The sequence below is a fragment of the Burkholderia sp. BCC1985 genome (genome assembly GCF_905339915.1).
Taxonomy (GTDB): Bacteria; Pseudomonadota; Gammaproteobacteria; order Burkholderiales; family Burkholderiaceae; genus Burkholderia.
Window position 1 is genome coordinate 155,611 of record NZ_CAJPGY010000010.1, and the last position, 21,718, is coordinate 177,328.

General features: G+C 66.2%; 19 protein-coding genes and 4 tRNA genes. 14 read left to right on the forward strand and 9 right to left on the reverse strand.

All coding sequences use genetic code 11. The features are described 5' to 3' along the window. Positions 1-138 precede the first annotated feature (138 nt). The 7 genes from pepN to U4Z31_RS12945 all read left to right on the forward strand — a co-directional run bounded on the left by pepN (position 139) and on the right by U4Z31_RS12945 (position 8,026). Positions 139-2,832: an aminopeptidase N gene (pepN, locus tag U4Z31_RS12915; protein WP_321798288.1), complete on the forward strand. Its 2,694-nt coding sequence runs from the start codon at positions 139-141 to the stop codon at positions 2,830-2,832. A 288-nt stretch (positions 2,833-3,120) separates the two neighbouring features. Continuing rightward, a complete protein-coding gene (locus U4Z31_RS12920) occupies positions 3,121-4,134 on the forward strand; it encodes a class 1 fructose-bisphosphatase (RefSeq protein WP_124892481.1) in 1,014 nt (337 codons plus the stop codon). A gap of 209 nt (positions 4,135-4,343) precedes the next feature. Continuing rightward, positions 4,344-4,419 (forward strand) — tRNA-Thr (locus U4Z31_RS12925). Between the two features lie 195 nt (positions 4,420-4,614). Continuing rightward, positions 4,615-5,424, forward strand: coding sequence for a helix-turn-helix transcriptional regulator (locus tag U4Z31_RS12930; protein ID WP_321810523.1), 810 nt, complete (start codon positions 4,615-4,617; stop codon positions 5,422-5,424). A 167-nt stretch (positions 5,425-5,591) separates the two neighbouring features. Then, complete coding sequence (locus tag U4Z31_RS12935; protein WP_321810524.1) at positions 5,592-7,337, forward strand: FAD-dependent oxidoreductase; 1,746 nt, start codon at positions 5,592-5,594, stop codon at positions 7,335-7,337. Continuing rightward, a complete protein-coding gene (locus tag U4Z31_RS12940; RefSeq protein WP_321810525.1) occupies positions 7,334-7,546 on the forward strand; it encodes a hypothetical protein in 213 nt (70 codons plus the stop codon). The genes U4Z31_RS12935 and U4Z31_RS12940 overlap by 4 nt, the downstream gene beginning before the upstream one ends. Before the next feature lie 225 nt (positions 7,547-7,771). Then, on the forward strand, positions 7,772-8,026 hold the full coding sequence (locus U4Z31_RS12945) for a GlsB/YeaQ/YmgE family stress response membrane protein (RefSeq protein WP_044848544.1): 255 nt from the start codon (positions 7,772-7,774) through the stop codon (positions 8,024-8,026). 83 nt (positions 8,027-8,109) lie between these two features. On the opposite strand, the gene U4Z31_RS12950 is transcribed toward U4Z31_RS12945, so the two are convergent. The 4 genes from U4Z31_RS12950 to U4Z31_RS12965 all read right to left on the reverse strand — a co-directional run bounded on the left by U4Z31_RS12950 (position 8,110) and on the right by U4Z31_RS12965 (position 12,701). Continuing rightward, the gene (locus U4Z31_RS12950) at positions 8,110-8,592 is read right to left on the reverse strand and encodes a TlpA family protein disulfide reductase (RefSeq protein ID WP_321810526.1); all 483 of its coding nucleotides are present in this window, start codon (positions 8,590-8,592) and stop codon (positions 8,110-8,112) included. Continuing rightward, a complete protein-coding gene (locus U4Z31_RS12955; protein ID WP_044848542.1) occupies positions 8,589-9,848 on the reverse strand; it encodes a sialidase family protein in 1,260 nt (419 codons plus the stop codon). The genes U4Z31_RS12950 and U4Z31_RS12955 overlap by 4 nt, the downstream gene beginning before the upstream one ends. Beyond that, complete coding sequence (locus U4Z31_RS12960; RefSeq protein ID WP_321810527.1) at positions 9,836-12,184, reverse strand: TonB-dependent receptor; 2,349 nt, start codon at positions 12,182-12,184, stop codon at positions 9,836-9,838. The genes U4Z31_RS12955 and U4Z31_RS12960 overlap by 13 nt, the downstream gene beginning before the upstream one ends. Positions 12,185-12,311: 127 nt before the next feature. Beyond that, a complete protein-coding gene (locus U4Z31_RS12965; protein WP_044848540.1) occupies positions 12,312-12,701 on the reverse strand; it encodes a DUF2946 domain-containing protein in 390 nt (129 codons plus the stop codon). Between the two features lie 198 nt (positions 12,702-12,899). Between U4Z31_RS12965 and U4Z31_RS12970 the strand changes: the two genes are divergently transcribed. Both U4Z31_RS12970 and U4Z31_RS12975 read left to right on the forward strand, forming a co-directional pair. After that, on the forward strand, positions 12,900-13,046 hold the full coding sequence (locus U4Z31_RS12970) for a hypothetical protein (protein WP_009690993.1): 147 nt from the start codon (positions 12,900-12,902) through the stop codon (positions 13,044-13,046). A gap of 227 nt (positions 13,047-13,273) precedes the next feature. After that, entirely contained in the window at positions 13,274-13,867 is a 594-nt protein-coding gene (locus tag U4Z31_RS12975) for a chorismate mutase (protein WP_321810528.1), read from the forward strand. Positions 13,868-13,898: 31 nt separating this feature from the next. On the opposite strand, the gene U4Z31_RS12980 is transcribed toward U4Z31_RS12975, so the two are convergent. Both U4Z31_RS12980 and U4Z31_RS12985 read right to left on the reverse strand, forming a co-directional pair. Beyond that, a complete protein-coding gene (locus U4Z31_RS12980; protein WP_321810529.1) occupies positions 13,899-15,026 on the reverse strand; it encodes an exonuclease domain-containing protein in 1,128 nt (375 codons plus the stop codon). Between the two features lie 161 nt (positions 15,027-15,187). Beyond that, on the reverse strand, positions 15,188-15,391 hold the full coding sequence (locus U4Z31_RS12985; protein WP_006476615.1) for a cold-shock protein: 204 nt from the start codon (positions 15,389-15,391) through the stop codon (positions 15,188-15,190). A gap of 392 nt (positions 15,392-15,783) precedes the next feature. Here U4Z31_RS12985 and U4Z31_RS12990 point away from each other — a divergent pair, with 392 nt between their 5' ends. Both U4Z31_RS12990 and U4Z31_RS12995 read left to right on the forward strand, forming a co-directional pair. Further along, positions 15,784-16,053: a hypothetical protein gene (locus U4Z31_RS12990; RefSeq protein WP_321810530.1), complete on the forward strand. Its 270-nt coding sequence runs from the start codon at positions 15,784-15,786 to the stop codon at positions 16,051-16,053. A gap of 509 nt (positions 16,054-16,562) precedes the next feature. After that, a complete protein-coding gene (locus tag U4Z31_RS12995) occupies positions 16,563-17,705 on the forward strand; it encodes a porin (protein ID WP_044848536.1) in 1,143 nt (380 codons plus the stop codon). Between the two features lie 108 nt (positions 17,706-17,813). Here U4Z31_RS12995 and greB read toward each other — a convergent pair whose 3' ends face one another. Next, positions 17,814-18,377, reverse strand: a complete 564-nt coding sequence (greB, locus tag U4Z31_RS13000) for a transcription elongation factor GreB (RefSeq protein WP_044848535.1) — start codon at positions 18,375-18,377, stop codon at positions 17,814-17,816. A 131-nt stretch (positions 18,378-18,508) separates the two neighbouring features. Between greB and U4Z31_RS13005 the strand changes: the two genes are divergently transcribed. From U4Z31_RS13005 to U4Z31_RS13015, 3 genes are all read left to right on the forward strand, one after another. Next, positions 18,509-18,585 (forward strand) — tRNA-Arg (locus U4Z31_RS13005). A gap of 67 nt (positions 18,586-18,652) precedes the next feature. Continuing rightward, positions 18,653-18,729 (forward strand) — tRNA-Arg (locus U4Z31_RS13010). A gap of 61 nt (positions 18,730-18,790) precedes the next feature. Continuing rightward, positions 18,791-18,867, forward strand: a tRNA-Arg gene (locus tag U4Z31_RS13015). A 196-nt stretch (positions 18,868-19,063) separates the two neighbouring features. Here U4Z31_RS13015 and U4Z31_RS13020 read toward each other — a convergent pair. Continuing rightward, on the reverse strand, positions 19,064-21,430 hold the full coding sequence (locus tag U4Z31_RS13020) for a RelA/SpoT family protein (protein WP_044848534.1): 2,367 nt from the start codon (positions 21,428-21,430) through the stop codon (positions 19,064-19,066). 63 nt (positions 21,431-21,493) lie between these two features. Then, entirely contained in the window at positions 21,494-21,697 is a 204-nt protein-coding gene (rpoZ, locus tag U4Z31_RS13025) for a DNA-directed RNA polymerase subunit omega (RefSeq protein ID WP_044848533.1), read from the reverse strand. Positions 21,698-21,718: the final 21 nt, after the last annotated feature.

Here is a 21,718-nt window from a genome sequence, read left to right on the forward strand (position 1 = left end):
ACGGGATGCCGATAATACGCGGACTGCCGGAACCGGTAAAAAGTTCGCGCGGCACGCGGCCGCAAGCCTTTGTACAATGGCCCGGTTCAGCCGGCCCGCGCTGCGGGCCCGATCCCCACTCCACCGATCTCGACGACCATGTCCGACAACGCCTCCTCCACCGTGATCCGCCGCGCCGACTACACGCCGCCGGCCTTCCTCATCGATTCCGTCGCACTCGAATTCGATCTCGCGCCGGCCCGCACGATCGTCAGGAACACGATGCGCGTGCGCCGCAATCCGGACGCGGCGCCCACCCCGCATCTGGAGCTGATGGGCGAGGCGCTCGAATTCCTCGGCGCACGGCTCGACGGCGCGCCGTATGGTCCGGTGCGCGCGCACGACCACGGGCTGACCGTCGAAAACGTGCCCGATGCGTTCGAGCTTACGCTCGACAGCGCGTGCGCGCCGGACCAGAACACGACGCTGTCCGGCCTGTACGTATCGAGCGGCAACTTCTTCACGCAGTGCGAGGCCGAAGGCTTTCGCCGCATCACCTACTTCCTCGACCGCCCCGACGTGATGGCGTCGTACACCGTCACGCTGCGCGCCGACAAGACCGCGTACCCGGTGCTGCTGTCGAACGGCAATCTCGTCGACTCGGGCGAGCTGGCCGACGGCCGCCACTTCGCGAAATGGGAGGATCCGTTCCGCAAGCCGAGCTACCTGTTCGCGCTGGTCGCGGGCAAGCTCGTCGCGATCGAGGAGAAGATCACGTCCGGCTCCGGCAAGGAGAAGCTGCTGCAGGTGTGGGTCGAACCGGCCGATCTCGACAAGACCCGTCACGCGATGGATTCGCTGATCCATTCGATCCGCTGGGATGAAAAGCGCTTCGGCCTCGAGCTCGATCTCGACCGCTTCATGATCGTCGCGGTCGGCGACTTCAACATGGGCGCGATGGAAAACAAGGGGCTCAACATCTTCAATACGAAGTACGTGCTGGCGAACCCCGAGACCGCGACCGACACCGACTTCGCGAACATCGAATCGGTGGTCGGCCACGAGTACTTCCACAACTGGACCGGCAACCGCGTGACCTGCCGCGACTGGTTCCAGCTGAGCCTGAAGGAAGGGCTGACCGTGTTCCGCGACCAGGAGTTCTCGGCCGACATGGCCGCGGGCGACGACGTCGAGTCAGCGGCCCGCGCGGTCAAGCGCATCGAGGACGTGCGCGTGCTGCGCCAGCTGCAGTTCGCCGAGGATGCGGGCCCGATGGCGCATCCGGTGCGTCCGGAAAGCTACGTCGAGATCAACAACTTCTACACGATGACCGTCTACGAGAAAGGCTCGGAAGTCGTGCGGATGTACCAGACGCTGTTCGGCCGCGACGGCTTCCGCAAGGGGATGGACCTGTACTTCCAGCGCCACGACGGTCAAGCGGTGACGTGCGACGACTTCCGTCACGCGATGGCCGACGCGAACGGGCGCGACCTCGCGCAATTCGAGCGCTGGTACAGCCAGGCCGGCACGCCGCGCGTGTCGGTGCGCACCGCGTACGACGCGGCTGCACGCCGCTACACGGTCACGCTCGCGCAGGGCTACGGCGACGCGTCGCCGGCCGCGCGCGAGACGCAGCAGGGGCCGCTGCTGATTCCGTTCGCGATCGGCCTGATCGGCCGCGACGGCCGCGACCTGCCGTTGCGCCTCGACGGCGAAGCCGCCGCATCGGGCACGACGCGCGTGCTCGACTTCACCGACACCGAGCAGACCTTCACGTTCGTCGACGTTCCGGCGGAGCCGCTGCCGTCGCTGCTGCGCAATTTCTCCGCGCCGGTGATCGTCGAATACGACTACGGCGACGACGACCTCGCGTTCCTGCTCGCGCACGACAGCGACCCGTTCAACCGCTGGGAAGCCGGCCAGCGCCTCGCGACACGCGCGCTGCTGACGCTCGCCGCGCGTGCCGCCGCGAACGAGCCGCTCACGCTCGGCGCGAATTTCGTCGCCGCGTTCCGCCGCGTGCTGACCGATGAAAACCTGTCGCCCGCGTTCCGCGAGCTCGCACTGACGCTGCCGTCGGAAACCTATCTGGCCGACCAGATGGCGGAAGCCGATCCCGCTGCCGTGCATCGCGCGCGCCAGTTCGTGCGCCGCCAGCTCGCGACCGCGCTGCACGCCGAGTGGCTCGCCGCGTACGAGCAGCACCAGACGCCGGGCGCGTACGAGCCGACGCCTGAAGCCTCCGGCCGCCGCGCGCTGAAGAACCTCGCGCTCGCGTATCTCGCCGAACTCGAGGATCCGGCCGACGCCGTGCGCATCGCGACCGCGCAGTACGACGCGGCGAACAACATGACCGATCGCGCCGCCGCGCTCGGCGCGCTGCTGTCCGCCGCGGCGGCCGGTGCGAACGACGCGGCCGCGCGCGCGCTCGACGACTTCTACCGCCGCTTCGAAAAGGAAGCGCTCGTGATCGACAAATGGTTCGCGATGCAGGCCGCGCAGCGCGGCACGCCGGCCCAGCCGACGCTCGCGAAGGTCCGCACGCTGATGGCCCACCCCGCGTTCAACCTGAAGAACCCGAACCGCGCGCGCTCGCTGATCTTCAGCTTCTGCGCGGCGAACCCGGCGCAATTCCACGCGGCGGACGGCTCGGGCTACGCGTTCTGGGCCGAACAGGTGCTCGCGCTCGACGCGATCAACCCGCAGGTCGCCGCGCGCCTCGCCCGCTCGCTCGAACTGTGGCGCCGCTTTACGCCGGCGCTGCGCGACCGGATGCGCGAAGCGCTCGAGCAGGTCGCGGCCGGTGCCAAATCGCGCGACGTGCGCGAGATCGTCGAGAAGGCGCTCGCGTAACGTCACGCACGCGACTCGCCGCGCGCGCGAGCGCGACGAAGCCGGCGCCGCCCCGTTGCGGCGCCGGCTTTTTTGTCGTCTGAAGGTTGGCGGGATCCGAGCCGGACCGCGCGTTCGGCCCCCCGGTTTTACCGCCGCTGCCCGGCCGATCCGCCGCGCCGTGCACGCCGGAGCCCGGCCGAACCGCGCGACCGACCATGTAACCGGACGAAAAAAGGCGGCGGCTCGGGAGGCGCGCCGGGTAAAATTGCGGCAATTCAAGGATTCTTTGGCCTCTCGGAGTCTGTCATGTCCATTGCCCGCCGCACCACGCTGTCCAAGTTCCTGATCGAGCAGCAGCGTGAGACCAACAACCTCCCCGCCGACCTCCGCCTGCTGATCGAAGTCGTCGCCCGCGCGTGCAAGGCGATCAGCTACAACGTGTCGAAGGGCGCGCTCGGCGATGCACTCGGCACCGCCGGCAGCGAGAACGTCCAGGGCGAAGTGCAGAAGAAGCTCGACATCCTGTCGAACGAGATCCTGCTCGACGCGAACGAATGGGGCGGCAACCTCGCCGCGATGGCATCGGAGGAAATGGAAACGTTCTTCCCGATCCCCGCGAACTACCCGCGCGGCGAATACCTGCTCGTGTTCGACCCGCTCGACGGCTCGTCGAACATCGACGTGAACGTGTCGATCGGCACGATCTTCTCGGTACTGCGCTGCCCGGACGGCAAGCTGGCCACCGAGGAATCGTTCCTGCAGCCGGGCACGGAGCAGGTCGCGGCCGGCTACGCGGTGTACGGCCCGCAAACCGTGTTCGTGCTGACGACCGGCAACGGCGTGAACTGCTTCACGCTCGACCGCGAAGTCGGCTCGTGGGTGCTCACGCAAAGCAACATGCAGATCCCGGCCGATACGCGCGAATACGCGATCAACGCATCGAACGCACGCCACTGGTACGAACCGGTCCAGCGCTACGTCAACGAACTGAACGCCGGCAAGGAAGGCCCGCGCGGCGACAACTTCAACATGCGCTGGATCGCGTCGATGGTGGCCGACGTGCACCGGATCCTGAACCGCGGCGGCATCTTCATGTACCCGGCCGACAAGCGCACGCCCGATCGTCCGGGCAAGCTGCGCCTGATGTACGAAGCGAACCCGATGTCGTTCATCGTCGAACAGGCGGGCGGCGCCGCGACGACGGGCACGCAGCGCATCATGGAAGTGCAGCCGACCGGCCTGCACCAGCGCGTGCCGGTGTTCCTCGGTTCGAAGAACGAAGTCGAGCGCGTGACCGGCTATCACAACGAAGGCAAATAAATTTGCAGTGCAGCACTAGACGGAGGTGCGAGACGTCAGTACAATCGCGCCTTCGCGATGTGGCCCTGACAGGCTGCATCGCAGTGAAGTGAAAGCGGGAAGTCCGCCGGATCGAGGGTTTCGCGAAGCAGCAGCAGCAAGCTGAAAAAAATTTCGCAAAACCTATTGCCAAGATCTCGGATTTGACCATATAATTTCATTTCTCTGCTGCCGGTGTAGCTCAGTTGGTAGAGCAGCGCATTCGTAATGCGAAGGTCGTAGGTTCGACTCCTATCTCCGGCACCAAGATATAAAGGCCTGACAAGCATCGCTTGTCAGGCCTTTTCTCTTTTCCGGCCGCAATTCCGATTCCAGCCACGATTTCCGAGGCGCGAAGTCGTGCGCCACCCTCACCGTCATTTCCGCTTGCGGGCATCCCCCGACTCCCGCACCGCGCGCCGCCGATTACAATCGCCGGACCACCGGCCCCTCCCCAGCATCATGCGCACCTGGCGTCTCGAGCGACCGAACCTCAGCGGACAACTGGACGTGTCCCGTGCGACCGGTCTCGTCGCCGCGATCGGCGGCAGCGAGCCGAACGCGTTCGCCGCGGAAATCCTGAAGCTGTTCGACGATGCGCTGGCCATCACGCAGTGCACGATCTTCGCGTACGAGTTCGGCAACCGGCCGCGCACCGTCTCGGTCGCCGATCATCGCGGCGGCCGCTACCTGCGCGACGTTGCCGACACCTACGCGCGCCATTTCTATGCGCTCGACGGCAACCAGCGAATCGTCTCGGCCGCCGGTCGCCGCACGCAGCGCCGCGACGTGCTGCTGCATCAGCAGGCCGGCGACGAGATCGGCCACGACGCGTATCGCACGGCCTGCTACCGCGGCCCCGACGTCTCCGATCGCCTCGCGTTGCTGATGCAGCCGAACGACTCGACCTGGCTGTCGATCAATCTGTATCGCGCGCACCGCAGCGGCACGTTCCAGCCGCGCGAGATCACGGCCATCGAAACGCTCGCACCGCTGATCGCGCAGGCCGCGCAGCATCACTATGCGCTCGCGGGCTCGGCGCAGATCGGCATCCCGCAACAGATGCTCGCGCGGCTGCGCGGCGCATGCCCGACACTGTCCAAGCGCGAGCTCGACGTGCTGCGCGGCGTGCTCGAAGGCCAGACCGCGCAGGAGATCGGCGAGACGATCGGCGTGAAGGCTTCGAGTGTCGTCACCTATCAGAAGCGCGCGTACCGGCGCCTCGGCATCTCGAGCCAGCGCCAGCTGTTCGCGCTGTGCCTGCAACCCTGAAGCCGATCCTGAACGCGTCGGGGTAAATCCCGGCCTGCCGCCAGCCGTTCGCCGTACCCGGAATGGGGACAGCGGTGTCCGGCGCGGCTTCCATACTGCATCCAACCTGCCGCACGCATCGCGTCGCCGAGCGTGCGCGTTCGATCAGCGCAACCTGGAAGCCAACGATGGGCATCGAATTCAAACCCTACCCGTTCGTCGCCGTGCATCATCCCCCGCACCTGCCGACCTGCAGCGCCGGCGTCGATACGCAGCGGCACCGCGTCGCGATCGTCGGCGGCGGCCCGGTGGGCCTCGCTGTCGCACTCGGCCTCGCCAATCACGGCATCCGCAGCGTGCTGCTCGAAGCCGATGATTCGGTCTGTCACGGCAGCCGCGCGATCTGCATCTCGCGACGCAGCCTCGAGATCATCGAGCGGCTCGGCGCGCTCGACAGCTTCATGCGCGTCGGATTGCCGTGGAGCGGCGGACGCAGCTTCCATCGTCACGACGAAGTGCTGCATTTCACGATGCCGCAGGACGAGAACCAGAAGTTGCCGCCGATGGTGAACCTCGCGCAGTATCACATCGAGCAGTTCCTGCTCGATGCCGCGCTGCGCCGCCCTGAGCTCATCGAGATCCGCTGGCAGACGAAAGTCGCGGGCGTCACGCAGCACCCGGACGGCGCGCGCCTCGACGTCGATACGCCGCTCGGCCGCTATGCACTCGATGCCGACTGGGTCGTCGCGAGCGACGGCGGGCGCAGCACGATACGCGATGCGCTCGGGCTGTCGCTGCAGGGCACAAGCTATGAAGGCCGCTACGTGATCGTCGACATCGCGCTCGACAGCGACCGGCCGACCGAGCGGCTCGCGTACTTCGACCCGGCGTCGAACCCCGGCTCGACGGTACTCGTCCACAAGCAGCCGGACAACGTATGGCGGATCGACTATCAATTGCGCGACGATGAGGATCCCGAAGCGGCCGTGAAACCCGAGAACGTGATCCCGCGCGTGCAGAGCCTGCTCGACATGATGGGCGAGCGCGGCGACTGGTCGCCGATCTGGATCACGATCTACAAGGCGAACGCGCTGACGCTCGAACGCTATCGGCACGGCCGCGTGCTGTTCTGCGGCGACGCCGCCCACCTCGTGCCGATCTTCGGCGTGCGTGGCGCGAACTCGGGCATCGACGACGCCGACAACGTCGCGTGGAAACTCGCGTACGTAATTCGCGGCCTCGCGTCGGAGGCGCTGCTCGACAGCTATTCGGACGAGCGCGTGTTCGCGACGCACGAGAACCTGCGCTACGGCACCAAGAGCACCGAGTTCATGGCGCCGCCGTCGTTCGCGTTCGACCTGATGCGCAAGGCCGTGCTGACGCTCGCGGTCAGGCATCCGGCGTTGCGTTCGCTGATCAATCCGCGCCAGACGTCGGCCATCGCCTACACGCCGTCACCGCTCAATGCGGACGAGCGCGATGCGTTTTCGGCCGGGCCGTCGCCCGGCATGGTACTCGCGGAATGTCCGCTGATGCTGCACGCGTCGGGCGACATCGGCACCGACGAAGGCATGCGTCGCGGCCACCTGACGGATCTCGTCGGTCCGCGTTTCACCGCGTTCCGCTTCATGCGCGACGGTACGCCCGATCCGTCGTTCGCCGAGCTCGAACGAAACCTGCACGACGCCGGCATACCGTTCGCGCTGGTCACGCTCGCACGGCACGCGGCACCGCAACAGCCGGGATGCGGCGGCTACGATGCCGACGGCCGGCTGTTCGACCTGTACGGCGCGCGCGACGGCACCCTCTATCTCGTACGTCCGGACGGACACGTGCTCGGCCGCTGGCACGATGCACGCTCCGCCGACGTGACCGCCGCACTCGAACGCGCGCTGCACCCGCGCACGCCGGCCAACATTCAGGAGAACGCATGATCACCGACACCGAACGCGACATCCTCTACACCGACCTGTGCCGCACGATGACCGGCATCGGCGAAGCCGATGCGGCGCTCTTTCTTGCCCGCTTCGCGTTGCTGGCGATCGAGGCGATCGGCGATGCGGCAACTGTCACCCGCCTGATTGCCGACGCCGGCGACGGCCTGCCCGACACGGGCACACCGGCGCCGACGCACGGACGATGACGCATGACGCACCATCGTGCGGCCCTCCTTACAGATTCATTTCGAATGACAGACGAATCCTCTGGAAAAGCCCGTTAAGGGTGCATAACATTACTTAACGATTCCGACCCGTCTATCGCGTTACATTGCGTGGGCGGCGCGGCGAGTCGCATGCCGCCTTCATGCAGGTTGCGGCGAAACAGCCGACGTCCGGTCATTTCGACTCAACACAAGGAGAGGATCACCATGACTCATGGCTTGATTATGTGGCTCATCATCGGCGCGATCGCCGGCTGGCTGGCGGGCGTGCTCGTCAAGGGCGGCGGGTTCGGCCTGATCGTCGACATCATCGTCGGTATCGTCGGCGCGGTGATCGGCGGCTGGCTGGCCGGGCTGCTCGGCATCACCCTCGGCAGCGGCTTCATCGGCTCGGTGATCGTCGCGGTCATCGGCGCCGTGATCCTGCTGTTCGTGATCCGGCTGTTCAGGCGCGCGGCCTGACGATCTTCTCGCGCGCCTTCGGGCGCGCTTTCGTTCGTTGCATCGAAGCGGCGCGCGGGGCATCCCCCGCGCCGCCGTCCGTTTCAGCGGCGCTTGCCGCGCTGCAACCAGCCGTCGAGCACGTCGGTCGTCAGCAAGCCGCTGCGCGCATCGCGTGCGCCGTCGCGGCCAACCCACACGGTACGCGGCATTTCTCCCCGCCATCCCGCATCGAGCGCCGCCCGCAGACGCTCGGGCATCGGCTCGGCGTTCGCATACTGCGCGACCTGCGGCGGCAGGTTCATTTGCGCGAGCGCCTGTGCGATTGCCGCACCGTTGTCGTCGTACGCGTCCATCGAGACCATCGCGAGTTGCACGTCCGGATGGCGGCGCTGCCACGCGACCAGATGCGCGGCGTTCTCGCGGCAGTAGCCACAATCGAGCGACCAGATCTCGACTGCGAGCGGCCGTTCGTGCGCCGTCGCGTAGACCTTCGCGACCTCGACCGCGCGCAGCGGCTGCAGTTCGCCAGCCCATCCCGGCAGGCTTGCGAACACGGCGCCCATCAACACGATCAGCCGTTTCATAGCGCCCCCTCCACGGCAATCAGCCGGTAGCCGTCGTTACGCGTACGCCACGACAGGTAGATGCGGCCCGCGTCGTCGAGCAGTTGCGGGTTGTCGCTCGCGCCCGACGTCGACGCGATCACGCGCGGCGCCGACCAGTGCTCGCCGCGATCGTCCGAGCGGCGCAGCTTGATCTGCATCGTGTCGCCGTCGAACGCCTTCCATGCGAGCCAGACGACCTCGCCGCGCACGACGAGCGCCGCATGCGATGCCTGCTCGGCCGGCACCGCCGGATTCGCGCCGAACGCCCACGGCGTGCCGCTCGGCCGGCCATCGGCGCCGATGCGCGAATAGAACACGTCGGCGCGGCCGTCGACGACGCCGAACCACGCAAGATGGCGCGTGCCGTCCGGCGTGATCGCGAGCGCCGGCCCGTGCTCGGGGCAAGCCTCGACATGCCAGTTCGAGAACGTCGCACGCACTGGCACGACGGACTCCGATGCCGAAACAGGCAACACCGCGAGCGCATGGTCGCGGATCTGCCCCGGGAACACGTTGCGCCACACGGCTTCGATGTGCCCGGCCGGATCGATCGCCATCGCGATGCGGCAGCATTCGCACGTGTGATCCGTCACCTTGCGCTCGGGCTCGAACGACGCGCCGCCGTCGCGCGACACCGCGTAGTAGACGGCCGCCCCTTCGTACGCCTGCCCCGCCGCCTTCGCCGCGACGAGATCGCGCTTGTCGATCCACGCGATCGCGATGTTGCCGGCCGGATCGACCGCCATCATGTCGAAGCGGTGCGTGATCGCCTGCCGGTCGCGATGCACGGTGACCGGCACGCTCCAGGTCGCGCCGCCGTCGAGCGAACGCGCGAAGCGCACCATGCCGGTGTACGGCGCATCCAGCGGCATCGACCACGATACGTACACCGCGCGCCCGTCCGGGCTCGTCGCAATCTTCGGGCGATTCTCCGCGCTCGTGTAGATCGGCTCGGGCATCGCGTTGACGGTCACGGGCGCGGACAGCGTGCGGCCCGCATCGTCCGAGTGCGCGACGACGACGTGCGCGCCTTCGACCCATGCGACCCACAGCCGGTGCCGCGCGTCGAACGCGGCGCCGGTCGCGAGCGGCTGCTTCTGTTGCGCCGGTGCGGCCTGCATGCTCATGTGCGCCGCATGCGGATCGGCGGCTTTCGGCGCGTCGTGCGCGCCGGCAGGCGACAGCGCCGCGAGCCACAGCGCGCAGCCTGCCGCGAGCGATTTCACAGCGACCATTTCAGTTCTCCAAAGAAAGTGCGGCCCGGATACGGATGGAACACGTAGTAGCGGCGGTCCGTCAGGTTGTCGATGCCGACCGACGCAGTCCAGTGACGATCGAACCGGTAACGCGCCTTCAGGTCGACGACCGTGAAGATGCTCGTGCCGCCGTACACGTCCGGATTCACGTCGCTGTTGTCGAGCGTGTTGAACTGGCGGCCCGAGTAGCGGACGCCGACGCTCGCAAGCCAGTGCTCGTCGAAGCGGTACGACGCGAGCAGGTTCGCGCGCATGCGCGGGATGCGCGGAAAGCGCGAGCCGACGTACGCGGGATTCGCGGTGTCGGCCAGGATCTGCGCGTTGCTCGCCGACACGTTCGCGTCGATGTCGAGCCCGCGCAGCCCGACGTTCTGGCCGCTGAATGCGAGTTCGACGCCGCGCACGCGCACGCGATCGACGTTCGAGATGTTGGTGACGGTCGACGCGCCCGACACCGTCGTCTGGCTGTAGATCGAATCGCGCAGGTCGCTCTGGAACACGCTCGCGCGCAAGACGCCGACGCCCACGTCGCGCTCGGCCGTGAAGTCCCAGTCGATCGCCTTTTCCGGCCGCAGGTTCGGGTTGTTGTTGACGATCGCGTTGTTCGAGATCGTGCCCTGGAACAGCTCGCCGACCGTCGGGAAGCGGGTGCCGGTCGCGAACGACAGCCGGAAACGCCAGACGTCCGTCGCGTCCCATTGCAGCGCGACTTTCGGCGACAGCGCATTCGCGCCGCGGTCCGCGTAGCCGAGCGTGCCGTTCGCGTTGCCGAGCGCGCCGCCGTACGCATCCCAGCGCTCGTAGCGCAGGCCGAGGGTCGCGAGCCAGCCGGGCGCGAAACGCCACGCGTCCTGCGCAAACAGCGCCTGCGTGCGCGTGTCGCCCCGGTAGACGCTCGCGAGCGACGTGGTCGGCCCGGCCAGCCAGTCGGCCGTGTTGTACGTGACGTTGCGCAGGAAATAGTTGTCGTAGTGATAGCCGAACGCGAGCGTGTGTCCCTTCACCTCCGGCGCCTCGGCCTTCAGGTCGAGCGTGCGCCAGCCCGTGCCGTCGCCCTGGAACAGCGTACCCGCCCCGCCCTGCACGGTCGATGCCGCGCGCAGCACGTCGCGCGACACGTCGTAGGCGGAAACCACGCCCGACAGCCGCCAGCCCGAATCGAGCCGGCCGTTCAGCCCGAGCGCGTACAGCCAGTTCTCCTGGTCGCCGCGCTGCGGCGCGAACGCGCTCGGCGCGACGGTCACGTTCCGGCCGCCGAGCGACACGTTGCCGCCGTACACGGGATTGCCGGCCGCGTCGCGCAGGAAGGTTTCGCCGTGCTGCCGGAAATGGTTCTCCCAGTGCCCGAGCGTCAGCGTCGCGTCGACGCGGTCCGTGAACGCATAGCCCATCCGGACCGTCTCGTTGAGCTGCTCGGTCCGCTCGATGTTCTGCGCACCGACGATCGTGCGCGGCTTGCCGTTGGGGCCGATGTCGGTGGCCGCGCCCGTCACGGGCACCGCGGCACCCAGCCGCGGGTTGTAGGTGGCGTTGGGGCTCGCATATTGCATCGGCTGGCCGTCGTTCTCCAGCCGGTCGAGCGACAGCGAGAACCAGAACTTGCCGACGCGGTTCGCGATCCGAGCGGTCTGGTGATTGCCGCCGAAGCTGTCCGCGAACCCGTAGCCGTCGTGATAGCGCTGCGTGAAGAACTGCGTCGACAGGGACGCCTCGAGCTTGTCGGGACGCCGCGTCGTCAGCAGCACGGTCGAGCCGATCGCATTGCCGGGATACAGCGCGGAAAAGGGGCCATACAGCACGTCGACGCGCGCGATATCGTCGGGCGCGATCAGCGACCAGCGCGGCGGGTACGCATAGCTCGAGCCGAGCAGGTTCGACAGCAGCAGGCCGTCGGCGTACACGAGCCCGCGCGCACTCTGCAGTTCGTTGAAGTCGCGGCCGGCGAACACGCTGTTGCGGTCGCCGATGTAGCGCCTGCGAACCATCAGGTTGGGCGCGTACTTCAGCGCGTCCTCGGTGGTGACGTTGGTGTGCGCGTCGATCTGCTCGCGCGTGATCGACTCGACGACGGCCGGCGTGTCCGGATCGACGGGTTGCCGCCGGGCGGTGACGCTCACGGCGGTCAGCGTGTCGCCCGCAGAGGCGAGCGCGGCGACCGGTGCGGCACGGCCGGCCGGGTTGCCGGCGCCGGCGGGCATTGGGTCGGCGGATGCGCCATCGATCGAGGCCGCCTGCGCGGCCGGCCAGGCAAAAGCGGCCGCGCAGGCAAGCGCGAGCCGGCCGCGCGAGGGCCGCGCGGCGAAGGTGAACGACATGGATGAATTCCTGAAAACGTAACCGGACGCCGCCGCACGCAAGCCAACGCGCCGCGCGCAGACGGCGCGGCGCGCGGACCGGGCCGCGGGCGGCACGCGCGCCACCGGGGCGCGCGAACGATATCAATCAGATCGGGACGTTTTCAGGCGGACCGCGCGGCTGCGCGAGACGGATGCCCGTGCGGGGAACATCGGGAACGGCCGGGGCGGCCGCCCGGTACGCGAACGCGCGCACGAAACCCGGCAACGCGGGCAGGCTCGTGCCGAGCGCGACGTTCGCCGCGAAGCCGGGACAGTACACGCAGTGCGGCACGCCGGCATGATCGAACGACGCCGCGCCGCGGTCGTCGCCGGACTGCGCGAGGACGACCTCGCGAGCGCCTGCCGCACTGCACAATTCGAGCGTGAGCCCGCCGGAACCGCTCGATGCGAGACGCGCGTAGCCGACGACGGGCGACAGTACGTTCAGTACCAGCGCCAGCCATACGAGGCCGATCCATCGCGTCGTTCGTTTCATCGCGGTCCAGGAAAAAGTGCGCGCAAGTATAGCAAGCGGCCCGATTGTTGCCGATTGTGCAGGGCGTGATAGTCGGCATTGCTCGGCGCGCAGCAGCGCATGTGCCGTTAATACAACAGAGACAAAATCTAACGATTCGCCACTGGCATAAATCCAAGCGCGAGGTTGATAATCATTGAACCCGCTGGAGAAACGAACATGGACGAAAGACCAACCCGCATGCCCCCGCCCGAGCAAGTGATGAGCCCGGATCCGGAACCCGTCGGCGTGGAATTCCTCGCCGAATTGCCCGAGCACGTCCGGGCATTCTTCGACGAGCAGCACAAGCTGTACTCGCCGAAGTGAACCTACGTTCCGTCCTGTAACCGCCACGTGTCGATCGATATCGTGCGGTTCATCGCTGCGTTTTCGGCGCAGTTCGCTTCGCACCCCGGCTGCAACGGCCTGACGGTGCCGGATCAGCGCGTCCGCTGATTCTTCTGTCGCGTCGTTCCGCCGCGCGACTGTCTTCGTCTATCCTTCCGGTTTTCCACCTCCGGCCTGTCCGGCTCTCCCCTCTCCCGATCGTTCCGATGAAACAAGCCATTCGTGCCAGCGTCGCTGTCGCCGCGCTCGGCGTCGCCCTTTTTTCGTCACCGCATATCGCGCACGCGGACGGCGACGACACGGCGCTCACCAATCTCGTCGCGCTCGCATCGCAGCGGCTCGCGCTTGCCGAACCCGTCGCACGATGGAAATGGGCGAACCACCAGGCGATCGAGGATCGGCCGCGCGAAGCGGCACTGCTCGCATCGGTGGAGAAGCGCGCCGCACAGTCCGGCGTGGATCCGGCGTTCGCGCGCACGTTTTTCGAGGATCAGATCGCGGCCAGCAAGGACGTGCAGAACGCGCTCTTTGCAAAGTGGCGCGCGACGCAGCCGCCTGAAGGCACGCCGCCCGACCTCGCAACCAGCACGCGGCCGGCACTCGACCAGCTCACGCAAAAGATGCTGACGGGCCTTGCGCAAGTCGCACCGCTGCGCGACGCACCCGACTGCCAGGCGCGGCTCGCACGCAGCATCGCGAACTGGAAGACGCTCACCCGCTACGACTCCACCCAGACGCAGGCGCTCGGCACCGCACTGTCGCACGTTTGCGCCGCAGGCGGCGCCAGCGCGATCGGCTGACGGCGGCGTCGCGCGCCGCGGCCCGCGCTGCTCAGTCGGCAGGCGTAAGTGCCGCGAGCGGAATGAGTTGCAGGCCGCGCGCGAGATGCGTCTGCAGAAGACGATGGGTATGGGGTTCGAACGCGCCGTCCGCGCCGTCGGCCACGAGCCGCACCGCCGCGTCGAGCGATTCGGCCGTACCGAGGTAGCGCCAGCCGTCGATCACGTGAAACAGGCGGCGCTCGCCGCTCGCTTCGAACGCGACCGCACCGTCGAACGGCCAGGGCGCATTGCCCGCACGGGCGTGATCGGCTGCGGGACGCCGGTTGTATGACGGACGCAGGCGGGCGATCCACTGCGCTTCGGCGAGCATCGCGCCTAGTTCATTGCCGGTCTCCCGCCACTCGACCCGCCGCACCTGCTGCGCAATCCGCATTTCCTTCGACGAGCGCCGCTCGCCGGTCAGCAGCGCGCGCAAGCGCTGCCGCACGCGCACGCTGCGGCCGACATACAGTGCTTGGTCGTCCTCCCCGAACAGCGCGTACGCGCCGCATCCGGCCGGCGCGGTATCGAGCCACGCTTCGGTCATGCCGCCCGCGAGACGGAAGTGGCGCGTCGTACGCGCAATCTGGTCGCGCAGACGCTCGAGCGGCACGATCTCGTGCAATTGCCGCCAGAACTGCCAAAGGAGATCGGCATCCGCGAGTGCCCGGTGGCGGGCGGATGGAACGAGGCCATGCCGCTCGATCAGCGCATCGAGTCCGTGCCGCGCCTCGCGCGGAAACAGCGCGCGCGACAGGCGCACCGTGCACAGCACGTCCGGATTGAACGCGATGCCTGCGCGCTCGAATTCGGCGCGCAGGAAGCCACGGTCGAAGCTCGCGTTGTGCGCGACGAACAGCTTGCCGTCGAGCCGCTCGAACAGCGCGGGCGCGAACGACGCAAACGACGGCGCGTCGCGCACCATCTCGTCGGAAATGCCCGTCAGCTGCTGGATGAACGGCGGAATCGACTGTCCCGGATTGACCAGCGTCGTCCATGTCGATACGCCGAGCGGACCGATTTCGACCACGCCGATTTCAGTGATGCGGTGCTCGGCGGACGAGCCGCCGGTGGTTTCGAGGTCGACGAAGACGAGCGGCTGGTCGCAGGCGGGATCGGACGGACGGGAATCGGACATGAAAAGACGGGGGAAACGATGCTTTCGTGAGTATGCACCGGCAGGCGTGTTCGCGACCAGTCCGAACCCGAATCGATTCGCCGGCCGCCGGTTTTCGTGCCCCGGAAAGCAAAAAGCCCCCGCGATGCGGGGGCCGGACGTGGTCGGCGAAGCGTGGCGCGTCAGACCGCCTGGATATTCGCTGCCTGCTTGCCTTTCGGCCCGACTTTCACGTCAAAGGAAACGCGCTGGTTTTCCTTCAGCGTTTTGAAGCCGTCCATCCGGATTTCGGAAAAGTGCGCAAACAAATCTTCGCCGCCATTGTCGGACGTAATAAAGCCGAAACCTTTAGCATCGTTAAACCATTTTACGATACCGGTATCCATACCTTCGTTCCCCACTCGTTTAGATCAAAAAAGCTACTGTTATAGCCGCTTCCCGAAATCCCGCAACGGCGCGCCGACACTCCCCCAGCGCTCCGCCCGGGGACGGAGTGCTGACTTTATAAATTGGACAATCCGGGTGCGTCAAGGGAATTTTTAGGGCTTTCTTTATCAAAAAAACGCTAATGCCGCTGGAATCGGTACACGATCGCCTTTTATTAATTGATTCGCATCAAGAACCTGTCAATATTACCGGGATCGGATCGCCAATAATCGAAATCGTGAAAAACATACCGGGGACGAATCGCTTCGGTAAATTCCTCGGGTTTTTTCCGGGTTGCGGAAAACGGGGGACGTTGCGATGCTGGTGCAAAGGCAATGGGAAGGAGAAGGCCATGTGGCTGGACGGATTCAAGCGCTTCGCGAGCCGGCTTGCACGCGTACGCCGCAAGTCCCGCGCGCTGGCCGAGACCCGTGAAGCGCCGTGCGACACCGAGTTCGACCCGACCTGGCACGGCGATCATTGGCAGAACCTGCTGGCGTCACCGCTGGACGCCCGTCACTACGTAATGGAAGACTGGACGTACACGCCGCCGCAGGCCGAAGCCGACGACCCGCAGCCGACCGGCAAGCGCAAGCGCAAACGACGCTCGTACGCGCAGTAGGGATCGGAACCACAGGGCAAAAAAAAAGCGCGACTGGGAAGTCGCGCCGACAAAGGTTTGGAGATCTTTTCCGTCAACGAAAAAGTCTGCTTCGGAAAGCAGAGATCGCAGTATAGCGAGAGAACATCCTTTCATTATCCATGCCCCGCACAAACCTCTATTGCCGATGTGTCAATAATCGCGCTAGGCGTGCTCCCGCCCGTCATTGATCGCCTGTCGCGATCGCGCAACGCCCGCGACACCCGATACGCAGTCCTGATTGCTTTTTTCGCGTGCTGCATTGCCGCAAAGTCTTGATGGCCGGGCCTCTCGGCGCATATGCTGATTCTTGCCGGATTCAAAATACAGTATTGCGGGAAGCAATTTTCTTCTACGCCCGGACCGATCCGTACACTGCAAATGGATATCCGACGAGGGTGCCGCGCCCAATGCGCACGGCGTCGCCAACCTGCGACGCCGCCGATGCCCGCAGCAGGTTCGATCGACATCATCCTGTTTGGAGACAGATCATGAAAAAGACCCTGATCGTCGCGGCATTGGCGGGCGCGTACGCCACCGGCGCCCATGCGCAAAGCGCCGTCACGCTGTACGGCCTGATCGACGCCGGCATCACCTACACGAACAACCAGGGTGGTCACAGCGCGTGGCAGGAGACGAGCGGCTCGATCAACGGCAGCCGCTGGGGCCTGCGCGGCACCGAGGATCTCGGCGGCGGCCTGAAGGCGATCTTCACGCTGGAAAACGGCTTCGGCATCAATAACGGTTCACTCAAGCAGAACGGCCGCGAATTCGGCCGCCAGGCGTTCGTCGGGCTCGCGCACGAGAGCTACGGCTCGCTCACGCTCGGCCGCCAGTACGACAGCGTCGTCGATTTCCTCGGCCCGCTGTCGCTGACCGGCACCCAGTACGGCGGCACGCAGTTCGCGCACCCGTTCGACAACGACAACCTGAACAACTCGTTCCGGATCAACAACGCGGTCAAGTACCAGAGCGCGAACTACGGCGGCCTGAAATTCGGCGCGCTGTACGGTTTCTCGAATTCCAGCAATTTCTCGAACAACCGCGCGTACAGCGTCGGCGCGTCGTACAGCTACATGGGCTTCAACGTCGCGGCCGCGTACATGCAGCTGAACAACAACGTCAACGCGCTGGCGCTCGCGGCCAGCGACCCGGGCGCGGTAGCCGGCGACTGGACGTTCGGGGCCAGCCGTCAGCGCACCTGGGGCGCGGGCCTCAACTACGCGTTCGGGCCCGCGACGGCCGGCTTCGTGTTCACGCAGACACGCCTGACCGATTCGGCCAGGATCAGCGCCGGGCAGTCCGGCGTGTCGGGCGGCATCCCGCTCATCGGCGGCACGCGCTTCAACAATTACGAAGTGAACGGCCGCTACGCGCTGACGCCGGCGTTCTCGCTCGCCGGCTCGTACACGTACACCGACAGCCGCCTCGACGGCCAGACGCCGAGCTGGCACCAGTTCAACCTGCAGGCCGACTATGCGCTGTCGAAGCGCACCGACCTGTACCTGCAGGGCGAATACCAGCGGGTCAATGCGGACGGCCTGGCGATCGGCGCGAACATCAACGGGCTCGGCACCGCGTCGTCCACCAACAAGCAGATCGCCGTCACGGCCGGCATGCGCCATCGCTTCTGAGCGATGCGCGTGAGCCCGGTCGTTCGGCCAGGACCGTCATGACGAAGCGCCCCACCCGGGGCGCTCGTTCGTTTCAGCGCTGCACCGCACGCATGCGCCGCGCCATGCTCACGCGCTGCCCGATGCCGGATAGCGAACGTCGAGCACGTCGATCGGCTGGGGACCGGCCGGCGTCATCAGCGTAACGGTATCGCCGATCTTCGCCTTGATGAGCGCCCGCGCGACCGGCGAGATCCAGCTGACGCAACCGCGATCGAGATCGACCTCGTCGATCCCGACGATGGTAACGGTATGATCCTCGCCGTCCGGCGTCGCGTAATCGACGGTCGCGCCGAAAAACACCTGGTCGACGTTCTCCTGGCGGCTCGCGTCGACGACTTCGGCGAGATCGAGCCGCTTCGTCAGGAAGCGGATCCGGCGGTCGATCTCGCGCAACCGCCGCTTGCCGTAGATGTAGTCGCCGTTCTCCGACCGGTCGCCGTTCGACGCGGCCCACGACACCAGCCGCACGACCTCGGGACGCTCGACGTCGATCAGGTTCAGGAGCTCGTCCCTGAGCCGCTTGTGGCCGGCCGGGGTGATGTAATTCTTCGTGCCCGCCGGAATCGCGGGCTGACTCGGGTCGAGATCGTCGTCGTCGCCGTCCGACTCTTTGACAAACGCCTTGTTCATGATGCAGATTCAACGCATGGATGACTGATGCTTCAAGGGTACACGAAGGCGGCCTTCCCAAGATCGGGTGACATTTTTTGCGAATAAGGCTTCCCTTTTTATACAACCCTGCTATACTTCCGCTTCTGCGTGCGGCTGTAGCTCAGTTGGATAGAGTACTTGGCTACGAACCAAGGGGTCGTGGGTTCGAATCCTGCCAGCCGCGCCACCTTTTTCGAGGGCCTTCCCAACCGAAGGCCCTTTCAGTTCGATGTTGTAGCGTTTTGTTGTTGCGTGCGGCTGTAGCTCAGTTGGATAGAGTACTTGGCTACGAACCAAGGGGTCGTGGGTTCGAATCCTGCCAGCCGCGCCACCTTTTTGGGAACCTTCCCACCGTAGAAGGTTCCGACAGTTGAAGTAGTACCGCTTTGCGTGCGGCTGTAGCTCAGTTGGATAGAGTACTTGGCTACGAACCAAGGGGTCGTGGGTTCGAATCCTGCCAGCCGCGCCACCTCAGAAGGGCCTTCCTCCGGGAAGGCTCTTTTTTCTTTTCCGCTTCCCCTCTTCGCCTCTCCTCCTCTTCCCGGCAACACCGATCGCGCCCGAATCGTGCGGGAGCTGCCGCCACACAACGCCAAGTCCACATCACAAACGAAAACGGCGGCCCGTGGCCGCCGTCTCATTCCGCTGCATCGCAACGCGCAGCGTCAGTAATCCTGCCGCTCGCGCTCGATGCGCATGCCGCCGTCGTGACGCGCGTGCACGCTGTCGTCGGTCGAGCGCTCGCGCATGATCCGCATCACGTCCGGATTGGTCCGCACGCGCCGCATCACGTTCGCGAGATGCACGCGGTCGCTCACCTGGATCACGAAGCGCAGCACCGTCGATTCGTGCGTCAGATCCTCGTCCATCGCGATGTGAACGATGTTCGCGTCCGCCGACGTGATATCCGCCGCGACACGCGCGAAGATGCCCTTCGTGTTCTTCACGAGCGCCTTCACCGCGACGTCGAACAGACGACCGGGCTGCGGCGCCCATTCGACGTCGATCCAGCGGCCCGGGTCGCGGCGATGGATGCGCTGCGCGACGCGGCAATCCGTCGTATGAATCGCCATCCCGAGGCCGATGCCGATATAGCCCATGATCGCGTCGCCCGGAATCGGCCGGCAGCACGCCGACAGCTGCACGGACATCCCTTCGGTGCCGGTAATCACGACCGGCGGCGCATTGTGCGCGGGATGCCGCTCGGACTTCGGCAGATCGTCGTCCGCATCCCGGCCGCTCATCAGCACCTCGATGCGCTTGGCCATCACCGCGGCGACGCGGCGGCCGAGGCCGATGTCCGCGAAGATTTCCTGGCGGCTCTTGTTGCCCGTCCACTGCACGAGCTTCTCCCACACTTCCGGCCCCACATCGGCCAGCGCGAGCCCGTAACCCTTCAGGCTCTGGTCGACGAGCCGCTCGCCGAGCTGCACCGACTCGTTCAGGCGCATCGTCTTCAGGTAGTGACGAATCGCCGAACGCGCCTTGCCGGTGCGCACGAAGCCGAGCCATGCGGGGTTCGGCTTCGAATACGGCGCGGTGATCACCTCGACGATGTCGCCGCTCTTCAGCTCGGTACGCAGCGGCAGCAACTCGTTGTTGATCTTCACGGCCACGCACTGGTTGCCGAGATCGCTGTGGATCGAATACGCGAAATCGAGCGCCGTCGCGCCACGCGGCAGCGCCATGATCTTCGACTTCGGCGTGAACACGTAGACCGCATCCGGGAACAGGTCGATCTTCACGTGTTCGAGGAACTCGCTCGAATCGCCGGCTTCGCTCTGGATGTCGAGCAGCGACTTCAGCCACTGGTGCGCGCGCTTCTGCACGTCGTTCAGGTCCGCGCCGCCGTTCTTGTACAGCCAGTGCGCGGCCACGCCGGCCTCGGCGATCTCGTGCATCTTGCGCGTGCGCACCTGGAACTCGATCGGCGCGCCGAACGGGCCGACGAGCGTCGTGTGCAGCGACTGATAGCCGTTGATCTTCGGGATCGCGATGTAGTCCTTGAACTTGCCGGGCACGGGCTTGTACAGCGCGTGCAGCGCGCCGATGCACGTGTAGCAGTCGAGCGGGCTCTCGACGACGACGCGAAAGCCGTACACGTCGAGCACCTGCGAGAACGACAGCTGCTTGTCGCGCATCTTGCGATAGATGCTGTAGATCGTCTTTTCGCGGCCGGTGATCTCGGCGTCGAGCTTCGCGTCGCCCATCGCGCGCTGGGCGGCCTCGAGGATCTTGCTGATCACTTCGCGGCGGTTGCCGCGCGCGGCCTTCACGGCCTTCTCGAGCGTCGCGTAGCGATGCGGGTTGAAGTTCGCGAAGCTCATGTCCTGCAGCTCGCGATACGTGTTGTTCAACCCGAGGCGGTGCGCGATCGGCGCATAGATGTCGAGCGTCTCGCGGGCGACGCGGCGGCGCTTTTCCATCGGCACCGCGCCGAGCGTGCGCATGTTGTGCAGACGGTCGGCGAGCTTGACGAGGATGACGCGCACGTCGCGCGCCATCGCGAGCAGCATCTTGCGGAAGTTTTCCGCCTGCGCTTCCTCGCGGCTGCGGAACTCCATCTTGTCGAGCTTCGACAGGCCGTCGACCAGTTCGGCGACCTTCGGGCCGAACCGTTCGGCCAGCTCGCTCTTGGTCACGCCCTGGTCTTCCATCACGTCGTGCAGCAGCGCCGCCATCACGGCTTGCGCGTCGAGCTTCCAGCCGGCGCAGATTTCCGCGACGGCGACGGGATGGGTGATGTAGGGTTCGCCGCTCTGGCGATATTGACCGAGGTGGGCTTCGTCGCTGAAATGGAACGCCGCCTTGACCTCTTTGATTTCTTCCGGAGGGAGATACTCGGCAAGCACGCCCGTCAGTTTCGCGATCGAAACGACGCCGTGCTTGCGCGGCTGCTCCGGCGTGGCGGTCGGCCCGAACAGGTGCCGAAAGGACTGTTCGAGGACCGCGTCGATGTACTGGCGCGCAGGCGACTGGGCCGTGGCTTCGGTGGTCGAATCCGCGGAGGCGGACGATGGGGTGGTGCTCATATTCGCCTCCAGGTCGAGTCGTTGCGCGCGTGGACTACATGGCTGGAACGGGCCGGATGCGCGTTACACCGGCACCTTCTTCAGCATCTCGACGCCGACCTGGCCGGAGGCGATCTCGCGCAGCGCGACGACGGTCGGCTTGTCGCGGCTCTCGATCTTCGGCGTATGGCCTTGCGCGAGCTGCCGCGCGCGGTAGGTGGCGGCGAGCGCCAGTTCGAAGCGGTTGGGGATTTGCTTCAGGCAGTCTTCGACGGTAATGCGAGCCATGTTGGAAATTCCTTCTGAATA